The following is a 12028-nucleotide window of genomic DNA, read 5'->3' on the forward strand; positions in this document are numbered from 1 at the left end:
ACTCCTCACGCCGGCGTCACGCCGGCAGGACATTCGCATTGCGGTGGAACACGTTCTGCGGATCCCACCTCTTCTTGAGGTCCGCGAGGACGTCGTACGTGCCGGCATACGTGCCGCGGGCCCGCTCCTCGGTGTACTCGCTCACCCAGTTGGCGCTGCCCGAGCTGCCAGTCCCCACCGAGGTGCGTCGCACCGCGGCGCACAGTCCCGACGACCAGCCCTGCTCCACGCGCGTGTCGTCGGGGCTCGAGTAGTACGACGCCGTGTGGATGCCCCACTGCCGCGGGCCGCGCAGCCCGAGCGCGCCGTCTTCCGGCGACACCTGCGCGATGGCCCGGTTCTCGGGGTAGAACTGCGCGGTCCGATCGCCGGCGGCGTCCGGGTCGGCGAGACCCGCGTCGCCCACGAGCAGGTCGATCACCTCGTCGGTGAGCTCGCTGACCACCTCGTCGTCCTCCGCGGTGAGCGGCGCCCGGTCGTCGAACGCGGCGTCCTTCGCCAGGTGGACGGCGCGGAAGGTGAGGGGCCCGACCGTGTCGACGTCCGGCGGAATCGCCCGACGGATCTCCGCGATCTCGGCCTCGGCCGTCTCGGGCGAGCCACCGTGGCACAGCATCATCGTGAGCCCCACAGGCCCGGCATACTCCGCCGGGATCCAGTCGCTCGCCTGAGTGCGTTGCACACCGGGATAGAACGCGAGGTCCTCCGAGCAGACCTGCTGGAAGTCGCGGAGCCACCGCATCGCGCGCGCCGCGTTCTCGGGGCCGTTCCACAGCATGTCGCCCGACAGCACCACGGGCGGGACCGGATACGTCGCGATCCGCAGCGACGTGACCACACCGAAGTTCGCGGCCGCCCCCTTGACGCCGCGGAACAGGTCGGCGTTCTCGTCGGCGCTCGCGATCACGACCTCGCCGTCCGCGGTCACGAGCTCGGCCTCCAGGATGTTGTCGCAGCCCCAGCCGTAGCGGGGCGCGAGGTATCCGAGACCGCCGCCGAGGATGACGCCGGCCCCCGGCATCGAGCTGACCCCGATCACCGCGCCCAGACCCACCCGCGTGGCCTCCAGCTGCACATCGCCCATGAGCGCTCCGCCCTGGAGCCACAGGGTGCGGGTCGCCTCGGAGACGCGCGTGCCGCGCATGAGGGAGAGGTCGATCAGCAGTCCATCGGTCGTGCTGAGGCCGCCGGCGTGATGTCCCCCGCCGCGCACCGCGATCTCCAGCCCGCGGTCGCGCGCGACCCGCACGGCCTGCACCACGTCGGAGACGCCGAGACAGCGCGCGATGACCGCCGGCCGGTGGTCGAACCGCCGATTGACCGCCCAGCGCCTCGTCTCGTAACCGTCGTCGCCGGCGAGGAGCACCTCGCCTTGGAAGCCGCGCTCGAATCCCGCGCTCACCGGATCGGTCATCGGAGCCCGCCCGTCGCGTCGGCGAGGGGCCACTCCTGCTCGACGATGCCGGTCGTCCACCGCTCGATCAGCGGCACGTAGCGCTCGAGCGTGTCCGCCCAGTCCTGCGACTCGAGGTACTCGGTGTCGTGCGCCTCGAACTCCTCCGGAGTGCCGGGATACTCGACCATCCAGACGAACTCGTTCCGCTCCCGGTCTACATAGCCGAAGACGATCCGGTAGCCCCACTTCTCGCGGAACGGAACGACCTCCGAATGCCATTTCGGGAGCCAGCGCTCGAGGTTGTCGCCCGTGAACTCGTACCGTCGCAGCTGCAGTGCCATACTCGCGCCTGCCCGGGGTCAGGGGACGATGTTCTGGTTGCTGGAGAACAGGTTCTCCGGGTCGTACTTCCGCTTCACCTCACGGAGACGCTCGTAGACGCTGCGACCGTACGCGTCGCGCACCATCTCCTCGCCGACGTCGCCGGTGAAGTTGAGGTACTGGTTCTTCGTCGAGAAGTAGCCCTCGATGCTGTCCCAGTAGTCGTGGGCCCACTGCACGTTCTCGTCGCGCTCAGAGTCCTCTTCCCAGCGGATCTCGGTGACCGCGCGCCACGGCTCGCGGTTGCGCGGGAACGGCACGTCCTCGGCCGGCCGGGCCATCGCCCCGCCCCAGTACCCGAGGGTCATGAACGTGTGCTTCGAGGGCTTCGTCAGCCAGCCGTTGAACGCGGCCTCGAGGAACTCGTCGCTCATGTCGTCGAGCACGCCGTACTTGTAGTACGTGTTGAAGCCGTGGCGGAGGAACTCGTCGTACTGCGTCTGCAACACCGAGTACGGCGTCCACTCGGCCTCGACGATCATGTCGTCGGGCGAGAAGGCGCGGACCTCGGCGAGGGCCTCGTCGAGCTTGTCGGGGGCGCCGCTGAAGCACAGGGACAGCGAGATGACCGCCTCGTCGCTCAGGCTTCCGTCCTCGGTCTCGGTGTGCCAGGCGATCACTTCGGTGGTCAGCTCCTCGACCTGACGCGGACCCCACTCGCGGTAGAACTTGAGGAAGTCGAGGGCCTTCTCGATCGGCCAGCTGATCTGGCCGCCGTAGACGAGCGGGCCGACCTCATGGAGTTGGAACTCAAACAGGGTCACGATCCCGAAGTTCCCGCCGCCGCCGCGGATGCCCCAGAACAGGTCGGGGTTCTCGTCCTTCGAGGCATTCAGCAGACGCCCGTCGGCGGTGACGACCTGCGCGGAGAGCATGTTGTCGACCGTGTAGCCGAAGCGGCGGGCGAGCCAGCCCCATCCGCCGTTGAGGGTCAGGCCGGCGACGCCCGTGTTGGAGATCTGGCCGCCGACCGTGGCGAGGCCGAACACCTCGGACTCGTGGTCGAGCTCGCCGAGCAGCGCGCCACCCTCGACGCGGGCGGTCTTGCGCACCGGGTCGATCTGGACGGCGCGGAGGTTCGCCAGGTCCACGATGATGCCGTCGTCGATCGTCGACAGACCCGGGATGCTGTGGCCGCCGCAGCGGGGGGTGATCGGCAGTCCGTGCTCGCGCGCGAAGTTCACGGTGGCGATGACGTCGGAGACGCCGGCGACCTCGACGATGGCCAGCGGGAAGCGCTGGTGCATCGCGTTCCACACCTGCCGGGCCGTGTCGTAGTCCGGGTCGCCCTTCCGGATCAGGCGCGCGCCGGGACGCGTGACACCGGCGCCCAGACCGTGGAAGTGCTTGGTCGGCCGCAGCTTCGCCGCGAACGCCTCCCAGTCGGCTTCGGTCAGGGTCGACTCGTTTACGGCTTCAGTAACCACTGGTGCTCCCGTCGGGATGGAGAGCGGGTGAGCGGACGTTGCTCCCGGGCTCCCGCGGTCGCGCTGTTGTGACCGCTTGACCGCCAGCTTGGTCTCGATGATCGGACCCGCACATGGCCACTCGAAGAAAAGTGTGCGGGGGAACGTGGCCGAACGTCGAGTCGGCCCCCGCGGGGGAGGTCAGACCTCGTCGGGACGCACCGCGGGCGCCAGGTACTCCTCGTCGGTGACGTGCGGACCCAGCGTGTACATCCGGCCGTCCTCGTCGGCGGTCCGGAACGCGAGGTGCACCATGATCCGGTCCGGGGCCGCGCCGTGCCAGTGGTTCTCGCCGGGCTCGAAGAACACGCTCTCCCCGGGGCGGATCTCCACGACCGGCCCGCCCTCGCGCTGGCAGAGCCCGACGCCCTCGGTGACGTGGATCACCTGACCGTTCGGGTGCGAGTGCCAGGTCGAGCGGGAACCCGGAGCGAAGTGCACGTTGACCATCTCCATGCCGGATCCCGGCGGGAAGGCGTCGATGTCGTCCCAGTAGACGTATCCGGTGAACCACTCGGGTCCCCCGACGTGAGTGGGCCGGCTGCTGGTGACGACGCGCATGCCACGAGTCTCCCGCGCACCCCGGCACCCACCCAACACCGCGTGTCCAACTTCCGCATACCGGTTTGGACAAACCGTGATTGTGCGGATTCGTCGTGCGTGGACATGCTCGACGCATCCGAGCGCCCGAACGAAGAGGTTCCGCCATGGCAATCAAGGACATGTTCGTGATCGACGCGGTCGTCCACGCGATCGACAACAGCTATGAGCAGATCGTCCACAGCAAGTTCGCGGCGGAGGTGATCTTCCAGGACCGGGCGTCGCAGTTCGACATGCTCCCCGCAGACTACGTGATCGACGAGCAGCGGTTCTACCAGAAGTTCCCGAAGGACGGTCTCCTCTCGCTCGTGTACCGGGAGAGCGCGACCGACATGGCGGTCTATCACGCCGTCCCGATGTACGGCGTCTTCGACGACTACTCGCCGCTCTCGGTCGGACAGGCGATGAAGCACGAGTACCCCGGGCGGACGATGGTCTATGGCCCGCTGAGCACGTTCTACGGGGTGCAGGCCGCGATCGACGAGCTCGACCGGCTCGTCGAGCAGGAGAAGGTCGACGGCATCAAGTTCTACCCGTGGGACATGATCGACGGGAAGTCGCGCACGATGTCGCTGGCCGACGAGCAGGAGGTCTACCCGGTCCTGCAGCACGCCCTCGACCTCGGGATGACCCACATCGCGGTGCACAAGTCGCTGCCGCTCGGCATCGCACCGACGGACGCGTACCGGATCGGCGACGTCGACCACGCCGCCCGCGACTTCCCCGACATCCAGTTCGAGGTCGTGCACACGGGGAACGCGTTCCTGGAGGACCACGTGTGGCAGGTGTCGCGCTTCAAGAACGTGTGGGCGAACCTCGAGGTCACCGCGATGTACGCGATGAACCACCCGCGCAAGTTCGCGCGCATCATGGGCGAGCTGCTCCTCGCCGGCGCCGAGGACCGGATGCTGTACTCGTCGGGCGCGTCGTGGGCGCACCCGCAGCCGATCATCGAGGCGCTCGTGGACTTCGAGATGCCGGCGTCGATGGTCGACGAGGGGTACCCGGAGTTCACGGACACGATCAAGGAGAAGATCCTCGGCCTGAACTACGCACGACTGCACGGCATCGACATCGCCGAGCGCAAGCGGCTCACCGAGAACGACGACATCGAGATCGAGAAGCGCGCGCACGGTCTCGCCGCCCCGTGGAGCGGCACGCCCGTCCCCGCACCCTCCGCGCCGGAGGTGTACGAAGAGGCGATGCTCATCAAGTCGAGGAGCTCGTTCTGATGGTCGACGCCGAGTCCGTACCGGAGCCCGTGGTGGAGTCCGCTGTGCTCGCGGCGATCAACACGATCGTCGATCCGTGCAGCGCGGCGGTGTCGCTGCCCGTGGGCCTGGTCGACCTCGGCCTCGTGCAGGACGTGCGGATCGACCACGGATCCGTCGCGGTCGAGATCGTGACCACGGCTCCCCGGTGCCTCTACGTCGGCCACTTCCGCGAGATGGTCGAGGACCGTGTCCGCGGCGTCGCCGGCGTGGCCGAGGTGACGGTGCACGTCGCGCAGTCCGACGTCTGGGACGAGTCGATGATGCTGCCCGCCGCGCGGGAGGCGATGAGCGCCCGCGTGAGCGCCCGTCGCCGCGCGCTCACCCTGCACCCCACCCCTCCCCCGCCCCGCTGACCCCGCCGCCCCCGCCCGCGCCCGCGCGCCCTTCGCCGCGAGACTGCATCTGCACTCCCAAACTGCGGGCTACGCCCGATGTCTCGGAGAGCACGTCCAGTCTCGCGGAGAGCGGGGGCGGCGGGCAGGGGGCCGACGCGCGGGGCAGGGCTCGGGCGGGGAGGGAAGCGCGGGTCAGTCGCGGGCGCGGACGATGCAGGTCGGCGAGGCGAGTCCGGGGATCTTGCGGGCGAGGCGGTAGTCGTCGGGCGCAACCCGATCGACCACGGCGATCTCGCCACTGCCCTGGTTCGCGATCCACAGCTGCCCGTCGAGGGACGTGATCATCCGGGGGCGGTCGCCGCCGGAGGGGATCTCCGCGACCGCCGCGATGCCCTCGGGCGTGACCCGGAAGACGCCGATCGTGCTCGGGCCACGGTTGCCCACGTACACGAGGTCGCCGTCGGCGAACAGGTCCGAGGGATGCGTCTCGACCCCGCCGCCCGCGGCGCGAACGCTCGTGCCGTCCGCCGCCCAGCCGTCGCCCGAACGGCGCGTCGTCCACAGGTCGCCGCTGACCTCGCAGTCGACGACCAGGGCGTCGCCGACGACCACGAGGTGTCGCGGCCCGCTGCCCACCGGCAGCAGGATCGGCGGCGCCGCGACCGCGATCGCGCCGTCCTCGCCGATGCGCACGCGATGGACCATGTCCGCGCCCAGGTCGGCGACGAGCATCTCGTCGCCGTCGACCACGGCCTGATGCGCGCGCGACCCGAGACCGAGCGGGCCCTCGGGCGGCCCGCTCGCGTACCACGCGCGGTCGATCGGCACGAGGCGCGCCGGGTCGCCCGTGAGGTACGCGGCCTCCACACCGGGCAGCATCCACGTGTCCACCGGCGCCGTGGCGACGCCGTCGTCGCCGATCGCGTGCGTCGTGAGCGTGCCCGTGCCGTAGTACGAGACCACGAGGTAGCGGCCGGACGGATCGAACGCCACGTGGCAGCCCTCGTCGCCGCCGGTGGGCGCCGACGCGACCCGCCGCAGCTCGCCGCCGGCGGTCGAGACCGTGTGCAGCGACTGGTCGACCCCCTCGGACACCGCGTACACGACGGGGAGCGTGGGATGCGCCAGCACCCACGTCGGCGTCGGGATGTCGACGCGCGCCGTCACGGCGTCCCCCTCGAGCCGGACCAGTCCGTCGACCGCCTGATACGAACCGACGACGTAGCCGGTCATGATTCCGCCCCGCACGACATGGCCGCGACTCTAGCGAGCGCGTGCGGGCCCAGACATGGCCACACGACGAAATCTCACGGCATCCTTTGGCTTCGTGTCGACGGCCGCCGGGCACGATCCGGCGTTGACTGGACGACCATGGAGTTCACCCAGAACCACGCCGATGTGGTCGAGCTGATGCAGCTCGAGGCCCGCTATTCCGCTCTCTTCGACGCCCGTCAGGCCGCCGACTGGGCCGCCCTGTTCACCGAGGACGGCTCCTACCAGGGAGGCTTCTTCCGCCGCAGCCCGGGGGAGCCCCTCGCGACCGGTCAGGCCGAACTCGAGCGCATGTGCATCGAGCACGCCGGCAGCACCCTGCACGCACTCGGCCTGCCGATCCTCACCGTGGAGGGCGACACGGCGGTCGGACGGGTGCCGTCGATCTCCGTCGTCATGGAGAATGAGCCGGGCGCGACGAGCGCCCTGCTGTACCACGGCTACTACGACGTGCGATACCGCCGGACCGCCGCCGGGTGGCGGATCGAGCACCGTGTCAGCTACACCGTCACGCTGCAGGAGCACCACCGCGGCGACCCGATCCCGGCGCTGCCGACGATCTGACCCCGGTCAGGCCTCGTCGGGGACGACCGCGACGACCTCGATCTCGATCCGCATCCGGCCGGCCAGCTGCACACCGATCCCCGTCCACGTGGGACGGTGATCGGGCACCCACTTCCGCAGCAGCGTGCCCACGATCTCGTCGGCCTCGGCGGTGAAACCCTCCGGGCCGCCGTGGAACGCGCGGATGCCGATGACGTCCCGCCAGCTGGAGCCGGCCGCGTTCAGCACGGCCTCGATGTTCTGGAAGCACTGGGCGATCTCGTCTTCCAGCGCCTCGGGGAACGTCGTGCCGTCCGGGTCCGAGTACCCGCCCTGTCCCGCCGTCTGGATCAGATTGCCCACCCGCACCGCGTGCGAGTAGTAGTAGGCGCGGCCGAGGTTGCTGCCGCCCCCGCCGGGGGCAGGGTCGAAGAACTGCGGAACGGTCATGGATGCCTCCTGCATCGCTGGGTCGTCAGGAGACGACGACGTGGAGATCGGTGTCGCCGGGCGACCCCGCCGCGTCGAAGGCGGCCTGGAAGTCGTCGAAGGCGTACTCCACGATCTTCTGAGCGCTCAGGTCGATGAGTCCCGCGCCGACCATCCGCATCGTGTTGAGGTAGTCGTCGTTCACCAGGCCGTAGATGCCGCGGATGTCGACCTCGCGCTCGACGACGGCGGCGAACCAGTCCGGCACCTCCAGGTTGATGCTCTTCAGGCCCGACAGCACCATGATCCGGCCACGGTGCGACGCGGACGAGAAGGCCTGCCCGATCGCGCTGGGGTGACCGGCGAGCTCGAGGACGACCTCGGCCCCCTCGGGGAGCAGCTCGAACAGGGACGCGACGGTGTCGCCCGCCCCGGCGAGGATCGTGTCGGTCGCTCCCAGCCGCGTGGCGATGTCGAGCGACTGCTGGCGCGTGTCGATCGCGACGATGCGGGACGCCCCGAACGCCTTCGCAGCGAGCACGGCGCACAGTCCAACGCGGCCGACACCGTAGATCACGGTCGTGAAGCCCGGGATCACCTGGGCCCGCTGGTACGTGTGCACCATGAGCGCGACGTCGGGGAGGAGCGTCGCCTCCACGAAGGAGATGCCGTCGTCCAGCCGCACGACCGACGACTCGGGCAGCGACGTCAGCTCGGCGAGCGCCCCGCGCGAGCCCGGGTCGTTGGCGTAGAGGGTGTTGTGCGGGCACATGTTGCTCTGCCCGCGCTGGCACCACTCGCACACGCCGCACGTGATGGGGCTCTTCGTGATCACGCGGTCGCCGACGGCGACGCGGGTCACCTCCGAGCCGACGGCCTCGACGATCCCCGCGGCCCGACGACCGGAGACGTGCGGGAAGATCCAGTCCTCGGGCTTCACCCGCGGCGATCCGACCACCATAGTCCGGGTCGAGTCGGTGCCGATCTGCACCGCCTTGGGCCGGACTATCACGTCACGCGGGCCGGGGATCGGCTCCTCGATCTCGCCGATCGTGACCGGCCCGCCCAGCGCGTGGTGGAGGATTGCTCTCATCATTCGTCCTTCCCGGGGACATCCATTGCTGCGGCACCGCCCGGCACCGAGTCGAACACGAGCGGCAGGCGCTTGCGGTGTTTCGTGTGCATGAGCTCGCGCGCGTGCTCCGCCATCCGCGACTCGTCCCACGCGAGGACGTGGTCGAACGTCACGTCGACGCCGGTCACCCACGGAAGCCGCTCGACCTGCTCGGTCACGTACAGGGTGAAGTGCCCCACGTACATGCAGTGCGGGGCGGTCGTCATGAGCTGAACGCCGACGCGGCCGTCTTCGGCGATCTCGACGCTCTTCACGAGGCCCATGTCGGCCAGGCCCGTGGCGACGGACGCCGCCACACTGCACGGATCCTTGATCTCGTTGATCGCGTCGAGAACCTCGGCCCGGCGCGACTCGTCCAAGCCCGTCATGATCACACCGCGAGCGTGATCGTCTCAGCCTCGGGCTCGACCGCGATCTCACGGTCGCGCGTGCTGCCCGTGATGGTGCTCCACGGGGCACGCAGACCCTGACGGCGCTCCTGCTCGACGTCGTCGTCGCCGATCAGGGCGCGACGCTCCTCGAGGTCGATGCCGTGGATGCCGAGCATGTTCTGCCCGACGATCTTGCGCTTGATCTCGTCGGTGACCTCGGGGTACCCGCCGGCGACCATGTCCGCGGGCATCTCGAACTCCATGAAGGCCTCGATGACCGGACGGCCGTGCGTGAACGTGCAGCCGGTGGCGAAGAGCATCTTGTCCTCGCCGCCCATGAGCAGCAGCTCGCCCAGGATCTGCGCGAACTTGCGCTTCTGGCTGAGCGCGTAGTGCGCCGTGGACTCCATGTTGATGTACACGTTGGGGTAGCGGGCGATCTGGAAGGCGCACTCGTCGAGGAACGCCATGCCGCCGTGCACGACCTCGAACGTCAGGTTCGGGAAGTCGCGTGCTGCGTAGTCGACGTCGCCGACGCGGTACGGGTCCATGGGGGTCACGCCGAGCGGCGCGGCCTTGTGGACGGCGACCGTCTTGATGCCGATGTCCTCGATGTGCTGCAGCACGGGGTACAGCTGGTCCTTGTCGGCCAGCGACATCGACTTGAACTCGCCGTCGATGAAGTCGGTCGGGTAGAACTTGATGCCCGACAGGCCGTACTCCTCGTGCTGACGGTCGATCTCGTCGATCGTCGCGGACGGGCCGTCGAACGTGCTGATGGGGCCGTAGAGGAGCGTGCGGTTCGGGTACCGCTTCTTGACCTCGTAGCCGATCTCGATCGGCGAGTAGCCCTTGAAGATGCCGGGCATCGGCACGCCGTGGAACACGCCGATGTCGGTGTAGCTCTCCGGGAAGACCGCGGAGATCACCGTCTCGGGGTCGGGCAGCGAGTGGAACCACTCGCCCCGCTGGTACTCCTTCGGCATGATGCCGTACTCGTAGTAGTAGTCCCCCTCCACGACCGGCTGAACGTACTTGACGGTCTCCGGGGTGCTGGCGGAGTCGATCCGCCGATTGTCGAGGGCGTGGATCACTGAGTCGACGATGAACACATCTTTGTATGTCACAGACATCTCCTGCTCGATAGGCGCGGAATCCTTTTCATCCTCCCGCCGCGGGAGAGGACCGCACACTAGCCAAAGGGCCTACGTAAGCGGTGAAGTTCGGCCATGCGCCGGTCCGGTCTGCAGCCCCGCAGTGCTGGGGGTCTCGCTTCCCGGTCCGGTGTACAGCGCGAGCGCGAGCGAGTACTCGAGCAGGTTCTCCCCCGCCCGCGGATCCCGCCCGGTGAGCTTCGCGATCTTGCTCAGCCGGTATGCCAGCGTGTGCCGGTGGATGAAGAGGCTCGCCGACGCGGGACCCGGCCGACAGCCGTGCTCGATGAAGGCGCGGAGCGTCTCGACCAGCTGCGAGGACTCGCGCGCGTCCGCTTGCAGCAGCGGTCCGAGCGTGCGCTGGACGACGAGGTTGCGCAGCTCGGGATGCTCGGAGCCGAACATCGCCGGGACCGGCACGTCCTCCAGACCGAACACCCCGGAGTTGCGGACGCTCATGCGCGCAGCCGCCTCCGCCTCGCGGATGCTGGACGCGAGGTCGGACGCCTCGGGGCGACCCGAGCTGACCCCCACGCGCACCCGGCCGACGACGCCGACCAGGGCTGCGTGGAGGTCGTTCGCAACCGCGGGCGAGTCGGTGACCACCGCGATGACGGCGGCCCCGTCCGTGCCGATGATCGACTGCGGGGAGAGGTGGTCCTCCACCAGCCGGCACAGCTCGGACACCGGGACGCCGTTGCTCGCGACCACGCACAGCGCGGTCAGCGGTGCATCCGTGTCCATGCCCGATTCGCCCAGCCGCTCGAGGAAGCGCTTCTGGTTCATGGAGCCGCGCTTGAGCCGCATGATGAAGTCCGCAGCGGATGCACGGCGCTGCCGGCGTCCGGACATCTCGCGGGCGAGCACGAACACGGCCCCCGCGATCGCGTGCTCGAGCGTGAGCAGGGAGATCTCGTCGAGCTCGTCCACCCCCGTGCACGCGAAGAAGCCCTCCGCCTCGCCGTCGATCGCGAGCGTCCACACCCGGGTCGCCGTCCCGTCCAGGACGAGGTCCCGGTACACGCCCGGAAGCGTCGGCGAGTCCCGGCACAGGCTGAGCTCGGCGTCGGGGAGGGTGACCTCCGCCTCGCCACGCCGCGCGATCACGCGGCCGAACCAGTCCAGGACGCTCACCGAGATGCCCGGCACCGCGTCGACGGCCACCTTGAGGATCGCGCCGAGGCTCACGTTCCGTGCAACCTCGCGCATGATCCGCCGGTGCACCTCGATCCCGCTGCGGACGCGCTGATAGTGGTGGTCGATGACCCTCGAGGTCACGAACATCGTGATCTCGCTCAGGGGCACGTCGTAGTCGAGCGCGAAGACCGGCAAGCCCACCGCGTTCGCCTCGGCGATGATGGCCGCCGGGGGCGGGTTGCCGTCGATGCCGCTGTAGCCCAGGGCGTAGCAGTTGATGCTGACGAGGCGCCGCACGAACTCGGCCTGCTCCTCGTCGGTCGCGGAGACGAGCGACATCCCCGTCGTGAGGACGACCTCTCCCCCGCGCAGCCACGGCGTTGGATCCAGGAGCTCCGTCAACGCCACCGCCCGCGGCTCCCGGCTCGGTGCCGGGGCGTCGCTGCCGGCGACGAGAGTCGCGCCCAGCTCGGGATGGCTCAGGAGGTCCTGCAGGATCGACACGTGACTAGTATGTCCCCGGCTGCGGTGGCAT

Annotated in this window: 13 protein-coding genes; 3 read left to right on the plus strand and 10 right to left on the minus strand. The window is 69.4% G+C overall.

Translation table 11 applies throughout. The annotated features are described in order from the left end of the window. Nucleotides 1–16: 16 nt before the first annotated feature. From ABCS02_RS11160 to ABCS02_RS11175, 4 genes are all read right to left on the minus strand, one after another. Nucleotides 17–1414, minus strand: a complete 1398-nt coding sequence (locus tag ABCS02_RS11160; RefSeq protein ID WP_345835706.1) for an FAD-binding oxidoreductase — start codon at nt 1412–1414, stop codon at nt 17–19. Beyond that, nucleotides 1411–1737, minus strand: coding sequence for a hypothetical protein (locus tag ABCS02_RS11165; RefSeq protein ID WP_345835707.1), 327 nt, complete (start codon nt 1735–1737; stop codon nt 1411–1413). The genes ABCS02_RS11160 and ABCS02_RS11165 overlap by 4 nt, the downstream gene beginning before the upstream one ends. An 18-nt stretch (nt 1738–1755) precedes the next feature. Further along, nucleotides 1756–3204, minus strand: coding sequence for an FAD-binding oxidoreductase (locus tag ABCS02_RS11170; RefSeq protein WP_345835708.1), 1449 nt, complete (start codon nt 3202–3204; stop codon nt 1756–1758). A gap of 180 nt (nt 3205–3384) precedes the next feature. Continuing rightward, nucleotides 3385–3804: a cupin domain-containing protein gene (locus ABCS02_RS11175; RefSeq protein WP_345835709.1), complete on the minus strand. Its 420-nt coding sequence runs from the start codon at nt 3802–3804 to the stop codon at nt 3385–3387. Nucleotides 3805–3950: 146 nt separating this feature from the next. On the opposite strand from ABCS02_RS11175, the gene ABCS02_RS11180 reads away from it, so the two are divergent. Together ABCS02_RS11180 and ABCS02_RS11185 are read left to right on the plus strand one after the other, a co-directional pair. Continuing rightward, complete coding sequence (locus ABCS02_RS11180; RefSeq protein ID WP_345835710.1) at nt 3951–5075, plus strand: amidohydrolase family protein; 1125 nt, start codon at nt 3951–3953, stop codon at nt 5073–5075. Further along, nucleotides 5075–5470: an iron-sulfur cluster assembly protein gene (locus ABCS02_RS11185; protein ID WP_345835711.1), complete on the plus strand. Its 396-nt coding sequence runs from the start codon at nt 5075–5077 to the stop codon at nt 5468–5470. The genes ABCS02_RS11180 and ABCS02_RS11185 overlap by 1 nt, the downstream gene beginning before the upstream one ends. Nucleotides 5471–5644: 174 nt before the next feature. Here ABCS02_RS11185 and ABCS02_RS11190 read toward each other — a convergent pair whose 3' ends face one another. Beyond that, complete coding sequence (locus ABCS02_RS11190; RefSeq protein WP_345835712.1) at nt 5645–6685, minus strand: beta-propeller fold lactonase family protein; 1041 nt, start codon at nt 6683–6685, stop codon at nt 5645–5647. A gap of 138 nt (nt 6686–6823) precedes the next feature. Here ABCS02_RS11190 and ABCS02_RS11195 point away from each other — a divergent pair, with 138 nt between their 5' ends. Continuing rightward, nucleotides 6824–7288 carry a nuclear transport factor 2 family protein gene (locus ABCS02_RS11195; protein ID WP_345835713.1) on the plus strand — a complete coding sequence of 155 codons (465 nt, stop codon included), beginning with the start codon at nt 6824–6826 and terminating at the stop codon, nt 7286–7288. A 6-nt stretch (nt 7289–7294) separates the two neighbouring features. Here ABCS02_RS11195 and ABCS02_RS11200 read toward each other — a convergent pair whose 3' ends face one another. The 5 genes from ABCS02_RS11200 to ABCS02_RS11220 all read right to left on the minus strand — a co-directional run bounded on the left by ABCS02_RS11200 (nt 7295) and on the right by ABCS02_RS11220 (nt 11997). Continuing rightward, nucleotides 7295–7717, minus strand: a complete 423-nt coding sequence (locus ABCS02_RS11200; RefSeq protein WP_345835714.1) for a Rid family hydrolase — start codon at nt 7715–7717, stop codon at nt 7295–7297. A 25-nt stretch (nt 7718–7742) separates the two neighbouring features. Beyond that, nucleotides 7743–8789, minus strand: coding sequence for a zinc-binding dehydrogenase (locus ABCS02_RS11205; RefSeq protein ID WP_345835715.1), 1047 nt, complete (start codon nt 8787–8789; stop codon nt 7743–7745). Continuing rightward, complete coding sequence (locus ABCS02_RS11210; protein WP_345835716.1) at nt 8789–9199, minus strand: iron-sulfur cluster assembly protein; 411 nt, start codon at nt 9197–9199, stop codon at nt 8789–8791. Before ABCS02_RS11210 ends, ABCS02_RS11205 begins: the two co-directional genes overlap by 1 nt. A gap of 2 nt (nt 9200–9201) precedes the next feature. Next, on the minus strand, nt 9202–10329 hold the full coding sequence (locus ABCS02_RS11215) for an amidohydrolase family protein (RefSeq protein WP_345835717.1): 1128 nt from the start codon (nt 10327–10329) through the stop codon (nt 9202–9204). A 78-nt stretch (nt 10330–10407) separates the two neighbouring features. Beyond that, complete coding sequence (locus ABCS02_RS11220; protein ID WP_345835718.1) at nt 10408–11997, minus strand: PucR family transcriptional regulator ligand-binding domain-containing protein; 1590 nt, start codon at nt 11995–11997, stop codon at nt 10408–10410. Nucleotides 11998–12028: the final 31 nt, after the last annotated feature.

Source organism: Microbacterium sp. X-17, assembly GCF_039615055.1.

What these genes read in the sequence shown, in the direction of transcription:
- ABCS02_RS11160 (WP_345835706.1), bottom strand. Translation starts at nt 1,414, where the DNA reads ATGACCGATCCGGTGAGCGCGGGATTCGAGCGCGGCTTCCAAGGCGAG.
- ABCS02_RS11165 (WP_345835707.1), bottom strand. Translation starts at nt 1,737, where the DNA reads ATGGCACTGCAGCTGCGACGGTACGAGTTCACGGGCGACAACCTCGAG.
- ABCS02_RS11175 (WP_345835709.1), bottom strand. Translation starts at nt 3,804, where the DNA reads ATGCGCGTCGTCACCAGCAGCCGGCCCACTCACGTCGGGGGACCCGAG.
- ABCS02_RS11180 (WP_345835710.1), top strand. Translation starts at nt 3,951, where the DNA reads ATGGCAATCAAGGACATGTTCGTGATCGACGCGGTCGTCCACGCGATC.
- ABCS02_RS11185 (WP_345835711.1), top strand. Translation starts at nt 5,075, where the DNA reads ATGGTCGACGCCGAGTCCGTACCGGAGCCCGTGGTGGAGTCCGCTGTG.
- ABCS02_RS11190 (WP_345835712.1), bottom strand. Translation starts at nt 6,685, where the DNA reads ATGACCGGCTACGTCGTCGGTTCGTATCAGGCGGTCGACGGACTGGTC.
- ABCS02_RS11195 (WP_345835713.1), top strand. Translation starts at nt 6,824, where the DNA reads ATGGAGTTCACCCAGAACCACGCCGATGTGGTCGAGCTGATGCAGCTC.
- ABCS02_RS11200 (WP_345835714.1), bottom strand. Translation starts at nt 7,717, where the DNA reads ATGACCGTTCCGCAGTTCTTCGACCCTGCCCCCGGCGGGGGCGGCAGC.
- ABCS02_RS11205 (WP_345835715.1), bottom strand. Translation starts at nt 8,789, where the DNA reads ATGAGAGCAATCCTCCACCACGCGCTGGGCGGGCCGGTCACGATCGGC.
- ABCS02_RS11210 (WP_345835716.1), bottom strand. Translation starts at nt 9,199, where the DNA reads ATGACGGGCTTGGACGAGTCGCGCCGGGCCGAGGTTCTCGACGCGATC.